Genomic DNA, 20,592 nt, shown 5'->3' with positions numbered 1-20,592 from the left:
TATCCACCCCACCTTATGCTACTGGAGATTTAGATATCTCTTCCACCCATTTGCCTTTCAATGTCCATGTTTGTGCTTTTTCAATAGACACATAAACCATTTTGCCGATCAGATGTTTCGGTCCAACAAAATTAACTAATTTATTCGTTCTGGTTCTACCAGAGAGCACATCTGGATTTTTTTTGCTTTCTCCTTCCACTAGAACTTCTACAACTTGACCTTGTAATAGAGCATTTTTCTTCTTACTCATCTCATTTAACACATCATTCAATTCAGCGAGACGGCGTTTCTTTACTTCCATTGGAACATCATCTTTCATTTTTGCCGCTGGAGTGCCATCTCTAGGTGAGTAAATGAATGTAAATGCCATATCATACTCCACCTCTTTTACCAGAGAAATGGTTTCAGCAAACTGCTTTTCTGTTTCTCCAGGAAATCCAACAATAATATCAGTAGTAAGCACAACATCAGGGATAGCTTTTTTCAATTTCGCCACTAATTCCAAATAACGTTCTCTATCATACTTTCTTGCCATTAATTTTAACACTTCACTGCTTCCCGATTGAACTGGAAGATGGATATGTTCCACTAAATTCCCTTTTTTGGCCAATACTTCAATCAAATGATCATCGAAATCTCTAGGGTGACTAGTGGTAAAACGCACCCTAGGGATGCCAATCTTTCTCACATCATCCATCAGATCCCCAAAACGATAGGTGGTATCATGAAAGTCTTTTCCATAAGCATTGACGTTTTGCCCGAGCAAGGTGATCTCTTGATAGCCAAGACGCGCCAAGTTGCGAATCTCATTTAATACATCTTCAGGTCGACGACTGCGTTCTTTTCCTCGAGTGTATGGTACAATACAATACGTACAAAATTTGTCGCATCCATACATAATATTAACCCATGCTCGAAGTCCATCTGCACGCACTTTTGGCATGTTTTCAATGACATCGCCTTCTTTGGACCATACTTCCACTACCATTTCTTTAGACATCAATGCATTATACAAAAGATATGGTAAACGATGTATATTATGAGTACCGAAAATTAAATCCACGTGCTGATGCTTTTGCAAGATACGTGAAACAACAGATTCTTCTTGTGACATACATCCACAGACGCCCAAAATGAGCTCCGGTTTCTCGGTTTTTAATGCTTTCAGACTGCCAATATGCCCAAACACCTTATCTTCTGCATTCTCTCGGATTGCACAAGTGTTTAATAAAATAATATCTGCATCTTGATGAGATGCAGTTCGTGTATATGCCATTTGTTCCAGTATCCCGGCAATGGTCTCACTATCATGGACATTCATTTGACAGCCATATGTTTCAATCATGTACTTCTTACCTGATCCAATACCTTGCATCTCTTGTGGTATCTGATCAAATTGCAAGACTTGGATGTCTTCTTTGCCCCGTTTTTTTGCTTCTTTTAGATCAGGAGCAATAAAATACTGACTGTAATCTTTTCCACTCACGGCCTCCACCCTTTCTATATGAAATATCTATTAGATTAATGATTTCAGCGTCGTAACTTGATTATTATATCGGATATATGCTTTTTCTTCAAATAGTTTGGATTGCAAACTTGTTTATGATAATAATATTAAAAAAACAAGAACATATTACGTTTTTCTTATCTCCTACTATTTTTGCTAAAATACCAATCCTTTCAATGAATAAATGACAAAATTATACTTATCTTTTTTAAATTACTCAGCCTTTTCCTACTAAATATAGGAAATAATAATCACAATCTCACTTTTTTCATAAGATCGTATGACCCTACTTGCCTTTGGAAAAAGTTTTTGCTCTCTTTCTAGATGATGGATCAAACAATAGTTATTCATTCCCGTTTTTTGATTTAAATAACAAACTCGTTTATTAAAAATTTTCTCGCATATTAAAATATAATCCGATATACTTAATACAAGCAATAGAGAGGAATAATCCATGATTGCTGACAATCTCCCGAGCACAATCTCAGAAGTTGAGCTCATCCTCCCCAAAGAAGTGAGTCTGGAGTACACCTACAAGTACCCTTCTGACACAGGAATCGTACTCGTAGGTGTGGAGTACGAGATCACCGTTCCAGAGAAGCGAATCTTCGGCATCCCTGTCAGGAGGGAGTCCACTCGAAAAGGCAAGTACGAAATGGCCATCGTAGAAGAAGGACTCATCACACTTGTCACGAAGGAGGACTGGTTCTGCCACTTCGAAACCGAGATCCGCTTCGATGAGGAGAGGATTCTCAGTGTGAAGGGTGATTCACTCTGAGTACTTGGGCGATAGCTCCCCAACCCATAGGTTGGGGGGCGCCTATGTTGCAAATAAAAACACCCTTATTTCCTAAAATCATTAAGAAAATAAGGGGCTAACCATAATCTCATTCTATAATTTCTACAAACCCTTGTGTCCCATCCACACGTATGATTTGACCATTTTTAATTTTCTTCAGTGCATCTTCGACGCCAACGACCGCAGGAATACCATATTCTCTTGCAACTACTGACCCATGTGTCATCAATCCGCCTACTTCCGTCACCAATGCGATAGCAGATTGGAACAAAGGAGTCCATCCTGGATCGGTAAAGGGTGCTACCAATATTTCTCCTTCATGTAACTGTGCTTCTTCTGGTCTATACACGATTCGAGCCTTCCCTTGTACAACACCAGCCGATACCGGAGTACCAATTAAGGAATTCTTCGGAAAATCTTCCGACCTTGATGTTGGGGTAATTATTTCACCTTCACTAGTCATCACTCGTGGAGGAGTCCATTTCTGCTGCAAAATATATGCTTCTTTTCGATTTTTTAAGATTTGGGACAAATCTTCTATCTCTTCTCCTTTTGCTAGTCGAATGATTTCAGGAAGCGATAAATAATACACATCTTCGCGGTTCATGATCACTTTTTTCGCAACTAAGTTATCTGCTTGCTTCATGATCACTTTTTTACATTCATCTAGTATGGTAATAAGGAAATATTTATGGTGTTCGCGAAGCGCTCCTAAGTTACGGTATAATTTTATCAGTCTCTTCATGATTCGATACCGAATTGGATGACGTCTCAATTGTTGAAGAACCCTTATTTCTGTTTCTTTTGCTTGCTCTGCCCCTAATTGGAATTTTTTTCTATGTTCACCAGCTTTTACACTCCTCATGTGCCCCAAAATTGCTGGAACTAATAGAGTTGGCTTCTCTCTCCATCTAGGATTAGTAATATCAATCTCACCAGGACATCTTTGTCCAAATTTATCTAGAAAATCATGAAACACCTGTTGAAACTGTTTTCCACCAGCTATTTTATCTAATCCGTCCAAAAAACTAGAGTCATCAGCAGTTTGTAAATATTGCACTACATCAGGCAATACTCGCAATTGGTCGGCTAAATCTCCGATTGCCAGTCCCATCTCACTTGAAATATTTCCATCATAAGATTGGCTCAGTTTTTGTAAGGCTTGATCATCTTGAACCCAATCACGAAGATATTTCTTTAATAAGCCAGCTGTAAAAAGAAATGGAGCGATGAAGGGAAACAGATTTTGAAAAATGGATAACAAAGAAGTGGATAATAATTCCTGCATTTTTTCTAACTGTTCGAACCCTTCTAACCTTGTAAAAGATTCTTTCCATCTCGTATGTTGTTCTTGCATATATGTCTCTACTCGTTTTTTTGCCAAAAAAGGGTCTCTTCGAAATACATTTTGATAAACCTCTGTGACTACTGGAGTAATATTTTTTCTAACTGCTTTGCCGATTTCTTTAGAAAGTGGTACATTTTTAAAATCTGGGCGATTAATCACCTCTTGTAGAGCAAGGCTCATCCTATTGTCCATATTGGATAAAATTTTAGGGATAATTTTTTTAGCGAGTGGATATCGAAGTATATCTGATGGATCAACAAACAGCCTTCCACCTGCCGGCAAAATGTACTTGCTTGTTGTACTTGCTGGTTCTTTACCAAATGGGAAAAGCGTTTGAAAAATAGATATGCCCAAAGGCTTCATTGGTGATGTCATCATTTGAATATGTCCAAAAGATAAAAAGACACGTAATGTCTCGGATTCTATCTTTGGCATGGGATATAAAGATGTAATCGGTCTACTTTGAACCACAAAAAACTTTCCATCTTCTACACAGAACTCTATATCTTGAGGGAATCCAAAATGCTGTTCTATTCGGCTTCCTAGCTCAGCAAGGGACAAAATCTGAGTATCGGATAATACTTGTTTCTTCTGCTTTTCCTCTGGAATATCGCTCTTTTTCGTCCCCCCATCTTCAAGCGATTCGATCATTATTTTTTTGGCTGAAATTTTCTTTGATATGATTTCGCCTGCTTTTACCTTATATAAATCTGCTGTAACTAATCCCGATACTAGGGCTTCTCCTAATCCATAGCTTGCATCAATAGAAGTCACCAATCGGTTTCCACTAACAGGATCAGCAGTAAAAAGAATCCCAGAAATCTCTGGTTGTACCATACGCTGTATGACTACAGATAAATACACTTGGCGGTGATCAAATCCATTTCTCGCCCGATAAGCAATGGCGCGGTCTGTAAATAAAGAAGCCCAACACTTGCGAATGGCATCTAATAAGGGCTGTTCTCCTTGAATATTCAAATACGTATCTTGTTGTCCTGCAAATGATGCAGATGGTAAATCTTCAGCTGTAGCACTAGACCTAACCGCGTAGGTATAGTTATTCCCAATAGATTTCCAAGCGTTTATGATGTCTTTTTGGAGAATACTTGGAATTTCTAAACTCTCTATATGCTCACGGATTCGTTTTCCTAAATCTTTAATATCATCAAGATTATTTGCATTTACTTTTGTGCACTCCTTAAGCAGTTCTTCCATTTCAGAGCTCGATTCAATGATGGATTGATAAGCAAAAGTAGTTACACAAAAGCCATCAGGTACAGAAAAACCAGCTGCAAATAAATCTCCCAAATTAGCCCCTTTTCCTCCCACTTCTCCACTATTTCTGGCATTAATCTGTGCAAAAAATAAGATATTCACACACATGGACTTCCCTCCAAAAAAAGCAATGTCTTTTCTTTACTCTAGCTCAAATCACCCATAAAGTAAAGTGAGTACTCACTTTTTATTGCTAACTTATTCCTTTCAGAGTCTTTTCTATCTGTTCAAATATATCTCGTTTATAATTAAGTATATTTATATTCTTTTTAAGAGAAGGGATACTATGCACAAATCTACAAATCATTGGGATTTTGCAAGTCGTGGACTTGGAGATTTACAAGGTATTATTCGTTTTTTGAAACAAGAAGGACTTCTTTCTACGGTCAAAACATCTGTAAATCGTATTCATGAAATGGCTGGCGTCGCAAAAAAATTAGAAGGAACAAACGCTCTTCTTTTTGAAAAAGTAATCCCTTATATTGCTCCTGTATTTACTGGCCTTTATTGGAATCGAGATGCATTGGCTCGATTGTTCCAAACGAAATCCGAAAAACTTCCATTTTTGATGGCTGATGCAATCGAACAATGGCAACAAAATCCTGTTTCTCCTGTAACTCATTCATCAGGACCTGCAAATGAAGCAGTTTATACTCAAGACATTGACCTCTTAAATATACTCCCTATTCCTATACAAGGATTAGAAGAAGGTGGTCCTTATCTCACATCTAGTGTTGTCATAGCCAAAGATCCGGAATCAGGAATACGTAACGCTTCCATTCATCGTTTTATGGTAACAGGACCAAATCGATTGACGATGCAGTTGGATATGGGCAGGCACCTCCGTGATTACTATGAACGAGCAGAACAAATGGGAAAACCATTGGAAATAACAATAAATAATGGAGTAAGTCCTGCAGTACATATAGCTGCTGTAACACCAAGCAATGCCGCATCGCTAGATAAAGATGAATTAGGTATAGCCAGTACCATATTAGGAGAGCCCCTAGCTCTTCTACAATCTCAAACCGTATCTGTAGAAGGAATCGCGGATGCGCAGTATGTCATTGAAGGTGAAATTTTACCAGAAATTCGAGAGTGGGAAGGACCGGCAGCTGAGGTAACTGACTACTATGCAAAAAAAGATCGACGCTGGGTGGTACATGTTAAAGCGGTTACAAAGCGACTAGAACCTATTTTCCATACCATTATTCCAGGTAGGGAAGTATATAATGCCGTAGGCCTTATGGCTGAAGCGAGTATTTTTCGAAATGTCAACCGACTAGTACCAAGTGTCCAAGCAGTGTTTTTAACTTATGGAGGTTGTGGGTTTTACCATGCTGTTTTGCAAATAAAGAAAAATACCGAAGGAGTGCAAAAAAATGCCATCTTAGCTGCATTTGCCTCTTTTCCTTCTTTAAGACGTGTGACAATTGTTGATGAAGATGTAAATATTTATGATCCAATTGATGTAGAATGGGCAATCGCAACCAGACATGATCCCGTGAAAGATATCATTGTCATTCCAGAAGCGATCGGACATGAATTAAATCCAATGACATTAGGTGGAACTGTAACAAAAATTGGTATCGATGCTACTGCACCATTTCCACGACCTCGAAAGTTCCACCGAATACAACTCCAACAAATAGATTTGGACAAATATGAAATAAAGTAAAACGGGAGATGATTTAAACCTTCCGTTTTTTATTCCAAGACCTCTATCCTGTTAATATTAAAAAATTTTAGCCTTTCCTCCCCACCCGATTGACCAAGTGGTCAATATGAGATAAAATAAAACCAAAAGCCTATTGACCATATAGTCAATAAGCTGAGCAGTTTCCAATCAAATGGTTATCATTAAAAAGAAAGAAGGATGGATATGGATAAAATCACAAGTAATGATTTTATCTCTCCAGAATACATGGAGAATTTCGCTAAATTTCATGAGAAAATACAATTTCAAAAGAAAACACTTATTCCTATTGATGATTTCTTTGGCATGGGAAAAGCCTGGCTTGTACATCGTTACAATGATGCTCTTAGCATACTGAAAGACAAACGTTTTCTAAAAGATATGCGAAAATTTCAGCCTCAGCAAACAGAACAAGAAAAACACCAAGAAAATGCTTCTGTAAGTGTATTAGTAGAATGGTTGAGAACGATGCCAAATATGCTTACTGTTGATCCCCCAGATCATACTCGCCTACGTAGATTGGTATCGAAAGCATTTACTCCACGAATGATCAATAATCTTACACCCCGTATACAGGAAATAGCAGATGAGTTATTGGACAAGGTAATGGATAAGAAAAAAATGGATCTCATCGAAGATTTTGCTTATCCATTGCCTATTTTAGTCATTTCTGAGATGCTAGGAATCCCCAAAAATGACCGAAATCAGTTTCGAGAATGGACTCAAAAAATCGGAAAAGCTTCTTTAGATCCAAAACAAGCAGGATTGGTTGCCGCTACATTAGAGGAGTTTATTGGCTACATCAAAACATTAATAAGCGAGAAACGCAAAAACCCAAATGATGATGTAATTAGCAGCTTAATAAAAGCACATGAAGAAGGAGAAAAATTAAGTGAGAATGAATTAATTTCTACTATCTGGTTACTCATCACTGCTGGTCATGAAACTACTGTTAATTTGATCTCAAATGGGATGCTAGCACTCATACAACATCCGGAGCAAATGGATTTGCTGCGTAACAATCCTTCCCTACTTCCCACTGCTGTGGAAGAACTATTACGCTATACTGGACCTGTTATGATTATCAATCGTATTGCCGGAGAAGATATAGTACTTCATGACCAGAACATTCAGAGAGGAGATAATATCCTTATTTCCATAGCTTCTACGAATCTAGATCCCAGCAAGTATACAAAACCTAATGAATTAAACATTGCACGAGATGAAACGGAACACCTAGCTTTTAGTACAGGTATCCATCACTGTTTGGGTGCTCCATTGGCACGTTTAGAGGGAAAAATCGCATTTGAAACCTTGCTTCGTCGATTACCTCATCTACGATTGAATACGAAAATGGACCAACTTCATTATCAAACAAGCACTCTTCGTTCATTGGAAAACCTACCTATAACCTTCTAACTGCCGAAAAGGAAGAACGGAAGACGATGCTTCCGTTCTTATCTTTTTTCTTCTTGTTTATAGAGCAAGTAAGAGTAGACATAGAGAATGACCACTGTAAACATCAAAAAACCTATTCCTATAATCATCCACCAATATGCTGAAAAACCTGCTCCTATCAAAAACAAAAACCCATCCACTGCAAATAATACAGACCCCAACTGATGCGTTTTTCTCCAATTTTGTTCGGAAGCAATAGACCATGGAGTCCTTATTCCAAATATATAATTTTGCCTAATTTGTCTCATATAGTTTCCAAGTACTAAAAACAAAAGACCTAATAATCCCCCTGTACAGGTAACAATCGAAATTGGAAATCCCATTGTGGCTAGTAAGATAATAAAAGAAATAGATACAAAAAACAAAACCATCAATAATGAAACAATAGACAGGTCATCTTGCAAGTACAAAAACATACTATTGGCAAATCGGATAAGGCTTTTGTTACAATATCTTTATCTGTTTACAAGCTCGAAATAAAGATAAAAACGAAAAGGAAATTTCTTATGAAACTTTACTTTTTAGGAACAAGTGCAGGAGTACCCACAAATTTCCGAAATGTATCTTCCTTAGCACTCTTCTTACCCGAATACAATGGCGATATTTGGTTATTTGATTGTGGTGAAGCAACTCAACATCAAATTATGAAATCTCCTATTAAATTGAGCCGAATCAGTCGAATATTTATTACTCACTTGCATGGAGATCATATTTATGGTTTACCTGGATTACTCAGTACACGTTCTTTTCAAACTGAGTCTCCACTCACCATTTACGGACCTAGAGGAATCAAAGAATTTATAGAAACTACTCTTTCCATAAGTGAAACTCATTTAAGTCATCCAATTGCCTATGTAGAAATAATGGATGAGATGACTTTGGCTGAAAAACATTTTACGATTCACATTAAACAACTTGAACACAGAATTACGTGTTTTGGATTTCGTTTAGAAGAGAATGATAAGCCTGGCAAACTGAATACCAAAAAACTACTGGCTCAAGGGGTAAAACCCGGCCCCATTTTTCAAAAAATAAAACGTGGAGAACTAGTCATTTTACCAGACGGCAGACAAATAGATGGGAAACAATTCATTGATGCTCCTACACCAGGTAAAATTGTTACGATATTAGGAGATACGCTACCCTGTGAAAATAGTATCACATTAGCTAAAAATGCTGATCTATTAATTCATGAAGCTACACAACTTCATGAATTACAAGATAAGGCATCCCAATACTTTCATTCTACAACTACTGAGGCTGCCTCTATCGCCCAAGAAGCTGGAGCAAAACGACTGATCATTAACCACTTGAGTCCTCGTTACCATGAAGTAATGGAAGAACATTTGATAGAAGAAGTGAGAAGTATCTTTCCAAATGCCCAAATAGCAAATGAACACCAATTCTATGAAATTTAATAGATTTAAAGATTCTGTTACTATTAACCCAACCTTCCTATCAAAAATAGGTTTAGATAACTGTGCATATTTCTATCAACCCTCCTCTGATTTCCATATACTTTATTAAAGACTTTTTTTAGTAGAAAGAGGGTTGATTGTTATATCGAACAGAAAAAAAACGGATGAATGGGCAACAGCATTTGATTCATGGATAAATAAAGATAGTACAGATCCATTTGGAAATTGTAATTCTCTTTGTCAACCTTTTAACTTCCCTTGTTGTATCGGTCCAAAGGGCCCCACTGGCGCTACTGGACCAATAGGACCAAGAGGTGTTACTGGTGCCACCGGGGCCACTGGAACTGGGTCTACTGGCGCTACTGGGGCTACCGGGACCACTGGCGCTACTGGGAATACTGGCGCTACCGGTGCCACCGGAGATACTGGAGTTACTGGCACTACCGGGAATACTGGCACTACCGGAGATACTGGAGTTACTGGCGCTACCGGGAATACCGGCGCTACCGGGGCCACTGGCGCTACCGGGAATACTGGCGCTACCGGGAATACTGGCGCTACCGGGAATACCGGCGCTACCGGGAATACCGGCGCTACCGGAAATACCGGCGCTACCGGGAATACTGGCGCTACCGGGAATACTGGCGCTACTGGGAATACTGGCGCTACTGGGACCACTGGCGCTACTGGGAATACTGGCGCTACTGGGAATACTGGCGCTACTGGGACCACTGGCGCTACTGGGAATACTGGCGCTACTGGGAATACTGGCGCTACCGGAAATACTGGCGCTACCGGAAATACTGGCGCTACCGGAAATACTGGCGCTACCGGAAATACTGGCGCTACCGGGAACACCGGCGCTACCGGAAACACCGGCGCTACCGGAAATACCGGCGCTACCGGGAACACCGGCGCTACCGGAAATACCGGCGCTACCGGAAATACCGGTGCCACCGGAGATACTGGAGTTACTGGCACTACCGGGAATACTGGCACTACCGGGAATACTGGCACTACCGGGAATACTGGCACTACCGGGAATACCGGCGCTACCGGGAATACCGGCGCTACCGGGAATACCGGCGCTACCGGGAACACTGGCGCTACCGGAAATACCGGTGCCACCGGAGATACTGGAGTTACTGGCACTACCGGGAATACTGGCACTACCGGGAATACCGGCGCTACCGGGGCCACTGGCGCTACCGGGAATACTGGCGCTACCGGGAATACCGGCGCTACCGGGAATACCGGCGCTACCGGGAATACCGGCGCTACCGGAAATACCGGCGCTACCGGGAACACTGGCGCTACCGGAAATACCGGTGCCACCGGAGATACTGGAGTTACTGGCACTACCGGGAATACCGGCGCTACCGGAAATACCGGCGTTACCGGGAATACTGGCGTTACCGGGAATACTGGCGTTACCGGGAATACTGGCGCTACCGGGAACACTGGCGTTACCGGGAATACTGGCGCTACCGGGAATACCGGCGCTACCGGAAATACCGGCGTTACCGGGAATACCGGCGCTACTGGGACCACTGGCGCTACCGGGAATACCGGCGCTACCGGGAATACCGGCGCTACCGGGGACACTGGCGCTACCGGGAATACCGGCGCTACCGGGGACACTGGCGCTACCGGAGCCACTGGCGCTACCGGGAACACTGGCGCTACCGGAAACACTGGCGCTACCGGGAATACTGGCGTTACCGGGAATACTGGCGCTACCGGGAATACTGGCGCTACCGGAAATACCGGCGCTACCGGAAATACTGGCCCTACCGGGGACACTGGCGCTACCGGGAACACTGGCGCTACCGGGAATACCGGCGCTACAGGTACCACTGGCGCTACCGGGAACACTGGCGCTACCGGGAATACCGGCGCTACAGGTACGAATGTAACAGCAACTTCCGGTTTCGCAGCGAATACTTCAGGAGCATCCATAGCAGTTATATTAGGAGGAACAGTTGTCCCGCTTCCAGATGCTCAAAATCTGTCTGCCGATATAACAGTAAATGGAGCAAATACAATATTTACCGTAGCTCCAGCAGGGCGTTACTATATTTCTTATAACATCCATTTAACGGCTAGTTTATTACTAGGTTCAAGGTTGATTGTAAATGGATCACCTTTAACTCAATCCTCCATCGCACCATCTATCAGTGTTTCTAGTTTCTCTACAGATGTCATTGTCACATTAACTGCTGGATCTACCATATCACTTCAATTATTCGGGCTGTTAGGAACTGCTGTACTTGTATCAGGAGCAGGTGCAACTTTAACTATTATAAGAGTAGAATAATTTTATATTGATTCACAAACAGATAAACCAATTACTACGGTTAAAACGATAAAATATGATGAAAAAAACAAATTATTCAAACCTAACCCCTTATGTGATAAGGGGTTAGGTTTAGTATCTATGCTTCATATCTGTATAAAATTCCTTTGTTTGATTCCTACGATTAAGGAAATAAATATTTATTTTGGCATGATCCAAAGATGAAATTGAAATTTGATTAATTGCAATTTCATCTTCTATAAATCCATATGAATCCTATTCATAATCAGTTTCCCCAATCCCATTTTTCCCCAGTAAATATCTGATAACTATGAATAGTCCCCGCATCAAACTCCACTATGTGTGCTGTCTTCTCATAGTGACCTCCATACTGGTTTGGCATTACGTTCCCTTCTAATGCGATAACATCCCCATCTTGATTTAAATAAACAATATCAATTGGAAATTTCATTTGAAATGTATGAACCATTCTTCCTCTCATGAGAAATAATCCACTACCAGCTGAGTTTCGTCCAAGAAGCCCTTTCAACAGTTCTTTTTCCGTTACGGCTAACTCCATACTTCGAAAAAAGATATGTGATCGATAAACATTTATCCAATTTTTCAACTCTTTGCCTCCAAAGCAAAATATTTATGCGCAACAATTAAGAAAACAAAATCCATTCTTTTTTAATTTACATTATATTTCCGATAAAATTTTTTTCTTGTGCAATCAAATATTTACTTGTTATTTGGCAAAAAGTGTTAAGAAATAAAAAAGAGAGCTGGATAAGTCCAACTCTCCATAACCTTATGCAAATTCGCTGATTAAACGATCAAATTGCTCTTCTTTTAAATTTAGATCTTGTTTTACAAGGGCTTCTTCTTTATAACCTTTTATCAAGTCTTCATAGGAAGATCTGTCGGAATTTTGATAAATAATTCCAGTAACGAGACCATTGTGTTCCATCAAGGTTTGCATTGCTTTCCCACGGTTTGATGGATCATATCCTTCGATATCATCCAGACTAGTAAGGTTTTGTTTAAACCAATCGTATGTGTTGATTTTGTTGTAAGTCACACATGGGCTATAAACATTGATCAACGAGAAACCTTTATGTTTAATACCTGCTTCGATTACAGCAGTCATTCCTTTTAAATCACTGGATACCGTTTGTGCAACGAAACCAGCTCCTACCGTTAGTGCCATTTCCATTGGAGAAATCGCAGCTTCAATAGAACCATTTGGTGTACTTTTCGTTTTGAATCCCATCTCCGAGCGTGGAGAAGTTTGTCCTTTGGTGAGACCATAGATTTGATTGTCCATTACAATATAGGTGATATCAACATTACGACGAATGGCATGAACCGTATGTCCCATACCGATCGCAAAGCCATCTCCATCACCACCAGAAGCAATTACAGTTAGCTCTCGATTGGCGAGTTTTAAACCTTGAGCGATTGGTAGAGAACGACCGTGAACACCATGAAATCCATAGGAATTCACATAACCTGCAATACGACCAGAACAACCGATACCGGAAACGATAGCAACTTCTTCAGGTTCTTTACCTAAGTTTGCAAACGCACGCTGCATAGAAGCCAAAACCGTGAAGTCTCCACAACCAGGGCACCAGTTAGGTTTCACTTTGTTGCGGAATTCTTTAAACGTTGCCATGAACCAACAGCTCCTTACACTCTTTATAGATTTCCATCGGCAAGAACGGGTTTCCGTCGTATTTGCCAACGTGAACCAATTTTTCAGCCATACCTACATTCATTTTAATGAGCGAAGTCAGTTGTCCTGTAGCATTGTTTTCTACGACAATTACTTTTTTCGCTTTTTCCATTTGTTCTTTTAATTGTTCAGTTGGAAAAGGCATCAATTGACGAATATGAGCATGATTTACTTTTAATCCATCAGCTTCTAAACGACCCATTGCCTCTTGGATGGTTCCATAAGTAGAGTTAATACCAACAATCAAGATATCTGCATTTTCATGACGTGTATCGGCATGAATTGGATTTGGGAAAGACAGGTTAGTCAATTTGGACAACCGTTTGTCCATCATTTTTTTACGGTTGACAGCACCTTCAAATGGACGTCCTGTTTCATTGTGTTCCACACCAGTTACATGATGAAGCCCATGTTTTTTCCCAGGAAGAACACGACGAGACACACCATCTTCACTAAATCCATAGCGTGGGAATAACTCTGAATTTTCGAGTTCTGGCAATTCCTCTTCATCCGTAACCAGTTTTCCACGACGAATCTCAATTTTATTATAATCTAGCGGATCCACGGTTTGTTTGCCGAGCGACAATGCCAAATCCGTAACGATGATTACAGGACATTGATACTCTTCAGCGAGGTTAAATGCTTCAATCGTATCATAGAAACATTCTTCCACAGAACTTGGTGCGATAACGATCTTTGGAATTTCACCATGTGTGCTGTACAGCATAGCAAGAATATCACTTTGTTCTTGTTTGGTAGGAAGTCCTGTACTTGGGCCACCACGTTGTGTATCTATGATTACAACAGGTGTTTCGGTCATACCCGCAAGACCTATAGCTTCTGTCATTAAAGATAACCCAGGTCCAGCGGAAGCTGTCAATGCACGCACACCACCATAGTTTGCACCAATAGCCATTGTGATTGCAGCAATTTCATCTTCTGTTTGTACTACCGTTCCACCAAATTCCGGAAGACGACGGATTAAGTATTCCATGATTTCAGAAGATGGAGTGATCGGATAAGCTGCCATTAGTCTTGCTCCACCAGCAACCGCACCAAAAGCAATTGCATCATTACCAATCATATATAAACGTTTCTTTCCATCAGATGGTGCTAAGCTAAAGTCTTTGATAGAAAGATTGGTAGTTTCGGTTTTGACATACTCAATTCCTTTTGTGATTGCATTCATGTTTTTATCAATCACTTGTTGTCCTTTTTTCGCAAATCTATCTGTCAAAACTTCACGGAATGATTCAACAGAAATACCTAGTAGCGCTACAGATGCACCAACAGCCACCATGTTTTTCATTTGAGCCATACCAACTTCTTCAGCAATCTTTGTAAATGGCACTGCAATTAAGTGTGCCTTGACGCCTTCTGGAACAGTAGGATTAAATTTTGCGTCAGCTAAAATTACACCACCGTCTATTAGTTCATAAGAATTTAAATCAATCGTTTCTTGGTCGAATGCAACTAAAATGTCTAGATCATCTGAAATAGAGCTGGTAGGTTCTGTGCTAATACGAATTTTCGTATTGGAGTGGCCACCTTTAATACGGGAAGAAAAATGACGATACCCAAATAGAAAGTAGCCTTGGCGATTGAGCACTGTAGCTAAAGTTTCTCCAGCACTATCAATCCCCTCTCCCTGCTGTCCGCCTACTTTCCAGGAAAGCTGGTTAATCATGAACTCATCTCCTTTAATACTTCACGCCAAACAATCATCTGGAGAAATCCCCAGATGTGAACCAGTAATGTTTATACATTTGTTTATTATGGTAAATTACTAAACACTAACTATTGCCTTTTCTAATTTTATTCCTGTGTAGTAGAAATTGCAATAAGCAATCTTATCTTAGTGAATGTTTATAAAATTTGAGGGCGTTATGGTAAGTCCATTTATCTACTAATGACTTTGGAAAGTAACTACTCAATACATGGTAAAAGGACGGTAATTCAAACGCATTACTCAATCCATATAGTTTATTCTCCATCCCATCAAAATCAGAACCAAAAGAAATACGATCTTCTCCCCCTAAATATTGGATGTGTTCAAGATGAAACAACAAATGGTCTATTGTTGCCTTTTGGTAGGGATGAAACACAAATTGAGGGACATATGTAATTCCGATTAAACCATTCAATTCGATGATTATTTTAATTTGATCATCTGTCAAATTCCTAGGATGGTCACAGATCTTTCGGCAATTGGAATGAGATGCCATAACTTTCACATTTGGAATCGAAACAACATCCCAGAACCCTTGCTCCGATAAATGTGAAACATCTACAATCATTCCGAGTCTCACCATCTCCTTCACAAATTCCTTACCGAAATTAGTAAGACCTCCGTTACGAATCTCCCTACAACCATCTGCAATAGCATTCGAACAATTCCATGTTAAACCTATTTGCCTTACTCCCAATCGATGGAATAAACGCAAGATGGAAAGATCTCTACCCACTGCTTCTCCACCTTCGAGAGAGAGTACAGAGCGAGTTTCTTCCTCTATTCTTTTCTCATTTCCGCATGATAACAGGGGAACAAAAGGTTCAACGTTTTGGTAAAACAAATCAATTTGTTTAAGTGCAGTTCCTAATTTACCAGTTTGGGGGATATGATCAGGAACATAGATAGCAAAATTTTGAAGGAGTACATTGCTATATTTTAAAGAGTTATAAGAAACATCTAAAGGAGAATTATCCGAAAGAAATAAGTTTTCTTGAGGTTGTTTATTTGAAAAAAACGAACAATCCTCCTTTTCCCGTTTCCAAAGCTGGTAGAGTACATCACAGTGATTATCTATCCAGTACAAACCCTCACCCCCCATATATAAAGAAAAAACCTGCTACATGACATAACAGGTTTAAACGATTATCGAGGTTCCACAATTAATTTTATCGCCGTGCGTTCTTCACCATCGATGACAATGTCGGTAAAGGCAGGGATGCAGATGAGATCAATTCCACTTGGAGCAACAAATCCTCGTGCGATTGCAACCGCTTTAACAGCTTGGTTTAGTGCACCTGCGCCAATAGCCTGCATTTCGGCTTGACCTCTCTCACGCAAAACACCAGCAAGTGCACCTGCGACGGAATTGGGATTCGATTTTGCTGAAACTTTTAATACTTCCATGAATGTACCTCCTCGATGGTTGGAGTAAGTCCACTCCTATCATATTCGACTAAAGTGTAAAAATTCCTTCTTAAAAAAGTAGACAGAACTGAAATAATCCAAATAAAATTATTTTAATTTAACCACGGTGTGTCATTATCAATACGAATTCTCTTCAATTTTTTTGTTCGTTTATTTGAGGTATCGAAATCCATTAAAACACCTTGCAACATAAATCCTTCTTTTGAAACCTCAAATCGAACCGGAAGTTGCGTTATAAATCTTCTTACAACAGCATCAACCTCCATTCCGATTACTCCATTATAGGGGCCTGTCATTCCAATATCCGTCAAATAACCAGTACCTTTTGGTAAGATTCTTTCATCTGCTGTCTGTACATGTGTATGCGTTCCAACCACAGCTGATACCCTCCCATCTAAATACCATGTAAGTGCTTGTTTCTCAGATGTAGTCTCTGCATGCATATCCACTAAGATATAAGGATTTCCTGATATACGATTTAAAATATTATCTACTGTTCGAAATGGACAATCCAATGAGCTAGCAGCATATGTTCTGCCCATAAGGTTGATGATTACAACTTTACCTTTTGCAGAAGAAATGACTGTATACCCTCTTCCCGGTGTTCCCTCTGGGTAATTAGCCGGTCGAATAATTTTCTCCTCATCATCGATAAAATCAAAAATTTCAGACTGTCCCCATGTGTGATTGCCCATCGTCACACAATTTACTCCTAAGGATAGAAATTCCCGAAAAATATCTTTAGTGATTCCTCTACCATTTATAGCGGCATTCTCTCCATTGACCACAATGACATCGGGTTGATAGGTTTGTTTTAATTTGGGGAGGTATGTTCGAAGTGTATCTTGACCCACTTTACCAACGATATCTCCAATCATTAATAATCTCATTTGTTTGATATCCTCTTTCTATCCACTAGAGACTTTTTATTCTATGAAAAAAATAAAGCGGCACAAGGCCACTTTATTTTGCATACTCAACTGATCGAGTCTCCCGAATTACAGTTACTTTGATATGTCCTGGATAATCTAGTTGATTTTCAATTTGTTTGGTTATTTCTCTAGCTAATCTAGTTGCCTCTGCATCATCTACTTCTTCAGGTCGTACAATAATTCTACATTCTCGACCGGCTTGGATAGCATATGATTTTTCTACACCATCAAAAGACTCACAAATCGCTTCTAATTTCTCCAAACGACGGATATATGCCTCTAATGTTTCCCTTCTAGCTCCTGGTCTGGCAGCTGATAAAGCATCAGCAGCTCTTACAAGTACTGCAATAACACTTTCTGCTTCGACATCACCATGATGGGAAGCAATACTGTTGATAACGACTGGATGTTCGTGAAACTTCTTGGCTAACTCTACTCCAATCTCCACGTGAGAACCTTCGATTTCATGGTCAATTGCCTTGCCGACATCATGAAGCAATCCCGCACGCTTTGCTAAAGGAATATCTTCTCCCAATTCAGCAGCTAAAAGACCGCTAAGGTAAGCAACCTCCATGGAATGTTTCAATACATTCTGACCATAACTCGTTCGAAATTTAAGACGTCCAACGATTTTTATGAGGTCTGGATGCAAACCATGTACTCCTGTTTCAAAAGTAGCTTGTTCACCATATTCACGAATTCTCTCATCTACATCACGACGAGCCTTTTCAACCATTTCTTCAATTCTGGCTGGGTGAATTCGACCATCAGCGACTAATTTTTCCAAGGCCACACGCGCAACTTCACGACGAATCGGGTCAAATCCGGACAAAATTACAGCTTCTGGGGTATCATCGATTATCAAATCAATCCCAGTTAACGTTTCTAATGTACGTATATTTCGACCTTCACGTCCTATGATGCGACCTTTCATCTCATCATTTGGCAAGGTAACTACAGACACAGTTGTTTCTGCTACATGATCAGCTGCACAGCGTTGAATAGCGAGAGATAGAATATTTCTAGCTTTCTTATCTCCTTCTTCAATCGCTTGTTGTTCCATTTCTTTGATGAGTTGGGCAGTTTCATGACGCATTTCATCTTCTACACGCTTCATAATGATTTGACGGGCTTCTTCAGTTGCTAAGCCAGAAATACGTTCCATTTCTTTGACTCCAGCTTCTTTTAAATCCTCTATTTCTTTTAGATGCGTGTTAATCGTAATCTCTCGATCATTTAGTTCACTTTCACGTTTCTCTAGATTTTGTTGTCTCACATCAAATGTTTCTTCTTTTTGAACGATTCTCCGTTCCATCCGAGAGAGTTCGTTTCGCTGTTCACGTATTTCCTGTTCTGCTTCGCTTCGCAATTGGTATACTTCATCTCGTGACTCAAGGATTTTTTCCTTTTTCATAGCCTCTGAATCGTGTCTAGCTTTCTCTAAAATCAGTTCTGCTTGTTTCTCAGCACTACCGATACGAGATTCAGCTATACTTTTCCGCAGCCAATAACCAGCAAATCCCATGATTAGCGAGGCGAACAGCAGCAGGATATGTCCTGTGTCTAGCACTGTAGTGTTCACCTCCCTTATTCTTTTATCTCAACCTCCACCACTATTGATGGGGTTTCTTACTATCAGAAGTAAGTATTTCTAAAATCCAGAAACACTCTGTTTCTTTAAGTAAGGGCACATAATTTTACGAACATTAGTAGGGATCAACCTACTATTTCCTGCATAAGCCAATCTTAGTTATGTTTTTCCTATCTTTGAAGATAAATTACCAATCTTGCAGTATTCTCACAAGATTACTTCATACATGGGTTGGTTTAAAAACAAGACCGATTTGCTCGGTCTACCGTTTTACCTTGTTGTTCATTTTGCATACATGCAACCGGTCAAGTGTATCTTAAATAGATGATAAAAATAAAAAGATACAGCTCAATTGTATTCGTTATGAAATCCCATTGTCAAGGCGACTAGCATGCACCTCTGATTTTCCATCTTTTAGACGAACAAAAAAAGATTGGTCAGCAGATTCTGTTAAATGTATATTATGTGTCACAAACAAAATCTGACGATCGAAAGTTTCATGTACAGACTGTAAAAATTGTGTCATAGGTAATATATAATCCTCACTTACATGTTTACCTGGTTCATCTAATAGAATGGGACCATTTAATCGAGGCCTTACTGTCTCCAAGAAAGCAATTCGAAGGGCAAGGGAGATAATATCCACTACTCCACCACCTCTAGCCTCTTGAGGTTTGGTTCGGATCGTTTCTTCATTCCATTTTGTAACAACATAGAACTCAGCTGTTGGATTTTTTTCTGCAGGTGAAAGGTCTATCTCAAAACGAAAAGAAGAACCAAATACGTATTGAAGTGCGTTCGTAACCAATGTTTCCAATTGAGCTTTTGCCTGTTTACGTGCATACTCTCCAGATCGCTGAAACAAAAGACGAACTCTGTCCAATAACTCTTGCTCTTGGCGTAGTTTCTCTTCTTGTTCAAGCAATTCCAGTTGCTCCTTCACAAGCATATCCTTTTTTGTCTTTCGACGAATCCATTCTTCTCTTGCTTCTTTTAATCTAAGATCCATCAGCTCAAATTGCTCAATGGTTTCCATCAGCAAGTAGCTCCTTAGGAAGTAATTGCTCTACTTCTTCTAATCCATCTTGAACTTCTTGCTCCAAACGACTTATTTCTTCTGTCAGTTGTTCTGGCTTTACCCCTAGCTGCTCCAACTCCATTAATATATCTCTTTCCTGTTTTTCCAGATTTTCCAATTTTAATTCCGCTCTACGACGTAAATCTTTTGCTTCCTCAATTTTTGTTTTTATTTGCTTGATCTTCTCTTCCAGCTGCTGCATAATTACTTCCTCCTTCAAGTTCTTGTAATAAGTGTTGAATCAAGTGATCATTGATTTCTGATCCGCAAATTGGACATTCTCCATGTTCCGTAAGCAA

Annotated in this window: 17 protein-coding genes; 5 read left to right on the top strand and 12 right to left on the bottom strand. The window is 39.8% G+C overall.

Annotated elements, in window-relative coordinates; genetic code table 11:
- Positions 1-13: 13 nt before the first annotated feature.
- Positions 14-1,486 (bottom strand): tRNA (N6-isopentenyl adenosine(37)-C2)-methylthiotransferase MiaB, encoded by a 1,473-nt coding sequence (gene miaB / locus AC5WOF_RS10425; protein WP_496049882.1) that lies wholly within the window; start codon positions 1,484-1,486, stop codon positions 14-16.
- A 475-nt stretch (positions 1,487-1,961) separates the two neighbouring features.
- Between miaB and AC5WOF_RS10420 the strand changes: the two genes are divergently transcribed.
- On the top strand, positions 1,962-2,285 hold the full coding sequence (locus tag AC5WOF_RS10420; protein ID WP_496049881.1) for a hypothetical protein: 324 nt from the start codon (positions 1,962-1,964) through the stop codon (positions 2,283-2,285).
- 109 nt (positions 2,286-2,394) lie between these two features.
- Here the strand turns inward: AC5WOF_RS10420 and AC5WOF_RS10415 are convergent, their stop codons facing one another.
- A complete protein-coding gene (locus tag AC5WOF_RS10415) occupies positions 2,395-5,037 on the bottom strand; it encodes a phosphoenolpyruvate synthase (RefSeq protein ID WP_496049880.1) in 2,643 nt (880 codons plus the stop codon).
- Positions 5,038-5,215: 178 nt separating this feature from the next.
- Between AC5WOF_RS10415 and AC5WOF_RS10410 the strand changes: the two genes are divergently transcribed.
- On the top strand, positions 5,216-6,607 hold the full coding sequence (locus tag AC5WOF_RS10410; RefSeq protein WP_496049879.1) for a UbiD family decarboxylase: 1,392 nt from the start codon (positions 5,216-5,218) through the stop codon (positions 6,605-6,607).
- 204 nt (positions 6,608-6,811) lie between these two features.
- Positions 6,812-8,044, top strand: a complete 1,233-nt coding sequence (locus AC5WOF_RS10405) for a cytochrome P450 family protein (protein ID WP_496049878.1) — start codon at positions 6,812-6,814, stop codon at positions 8,042-8,044.
- Between the two features lie 38 nt (positions 8,045-8,082).
- Here the strand turns inward: AC5WOF_RS10405 and AC5WOF_RS10400 are convergent, their stop codons facing one another.
- Entirely contained in the window at positions 8,083-8,487 is a 405-nt protein-coding gene (locus AC5WOF_RS10400) for an SdpI family protein (RefSeq protein WP_496049877.1), read from the bottom strand.
- Between the two features lie 102 nt (positions 8,488-8,589).
- Between AC5WOF_RS10400 and rnz the strand changes: the two genes are divergently transcribed.
- Positions 8,590-9,501, top strand: coding sequence for a ribonuclease Z (gene rnz / locus AC5WOF_RS10395; RefSeq protein ID WP_496049876.1), 912 nt, complete (start codon positions 8,590-8,592; stop codon positions 9,499-9,501).
- 265 nt (positions 9,502-9,766) lie between these two features.
- Positions 9,767-11,818: a BclA C-terminal domain-containing protein gene (locus tag AC5WOF_RS10390; protein WP_496049973.1), complete on the top strand. Its 2,052-nt coding sequence runs from the start codon at positions 9,767-9,769 to the stop codon at positions 11,816-11,818.
- Between the two features lie 265 nt (positions 11,819-12,083).
- On the opposite strand, the gene AC5WOF_RS10385 is transcribed toward AC5WOF_RS10390, so the two are convergent.
- The 9 genes from AC5WOF_RS10385 to AC5WOF_RS10345 all read right to left on the bottom strand — a co-directional run bounded on the left by AC5WOF_RS10385 (position 12,084) and on the right by AC5WOF_RS10345 (position 20,486).
- Positions 12,084-12,425 carry a DUF192 domain-containing protein gene (locus tag AC5WOF_RS10385; protein ID WP_496049875.1) on the bottom strand — a complete coding sequence of 114 codons (342 nt, stop codon included), beginning with the start codon at positions 12,423-12,425 and terminating at the stop codon, positions 12,084-12,086.
- Between the two features lie 183 nt (positions 12,426-12,608).
- The gene (locus tag AC5WOF_RS10380; protein WP_496049874.1) at positions 12,609-13,475 is read right to left on the bottom strand and encodes a 2-oxoacid:ferredoxin oxidoreductase subunit beta; all 867 of its coding nucleotides are present in this window, start codon (positions 13,473-13,475) and stop codon (positions 12,609-12,611) included.
- Positions 13,462-15,222: a 2-oxoacid:acceptor oxidoreductase subunit alpha gene (locus tag AC5WOF_RS10375; RefSeq protein ID WP_496049873.1), complete on the bottom strand. Its 1,761-nt coding sequence runs from the start codon at positions 15,220-15,222 to the stop codon at positions 13,462-13,464. Before AC5WOF_RS10375 ends, AC5WOF_RS10380 begins: the two co-directional genes overlap by 14 nt.
- 163 nt (positions 15,223-15,385) lie before the next feature.
- On the bottom strand, positions 15,386-16,351 hold the full coding sequence (locus tag AC5WOF_RS10370; protein ID WP_496049872.1) for a dipeptidase: 966 nt from the start codon (positions 16,349-16,351) through the stop codon (positions 15,386-15,388).
- A gap of 59 nt (positions 16,352-16,410) precedes the next feature.
- Positions 16,411-16,671, bottom strand: a complete 261-nt coding sequence (locus tag AC5WOF_RS10365; protein ID WP_022737614.1) for a stage V sporulation protein S — start codon at positions 16,669-16,671, stop codon at positions 16,411-16,413.
- A gap of 113 nt (positions 16,672-16,784) precedes the next feature.
- Positions 16,785-17,582 carry a TIGR00282 family metallophosphoesterase gene (locus AC5WOF_RS10360; protein ID WP_496049871.1) on the bottom strand — a complete coding sequence of 266 codons (798 nt, stop codon included), beginning with the start codon at positions 17,580-17,582 and terminating at the stop codon, positions 16,785-16,787.
- A gap of 73 nt (positions 17,583-17,655) precedes the next feature.
- Complete coding sequence (rny, locus tag AC5WOF_RS10355) at positions 17,656-19,149, bottom strand: ribonuclease Y (RefSeq protein ID WP_496049972.1); 1,494 nt, start codon at positions 19,147-19,149, stop codon at positions 17,656-17,658.
- Between the two features lie 427 nt (positions 19,150-19,576).
- The gene (locus tag AC5WOF_RS10350; RefSeq protein ID WP_496049870.1) at positions 19,577-20,251 is read right to left on the bottom strand and encodes an OLD family protein; all 675 of its coding nucleotides are present in this window, start codon (positions 20,249-20,251) and stop codon (positions 19,577-19,579) included.
- A complete protein-coding gene (locus tag AC5WOF_RS10345) occupies positions 20,238-20,486 on the bottom strand; it encodes a hypothetical protein (protein ID WP_496049971.1) in 249 nt (82 codons plus the stop codon). Before AC5WOF_RS10345 ends, AC5WOF_RS10350 begins: the two co-directional genes overlap by 14 nt.
- Positions 20,487-20,592 lie beyond the last annotated feature (106 nt).

The organism is Shimazuella sp. NTD250 (assembly GCF_059510375.1).
The sequence above is the reverse complement of the archived record's forward strand: the minus strand, read 5'-3'. Positions and strand labels throughout refer to the sequence as shown.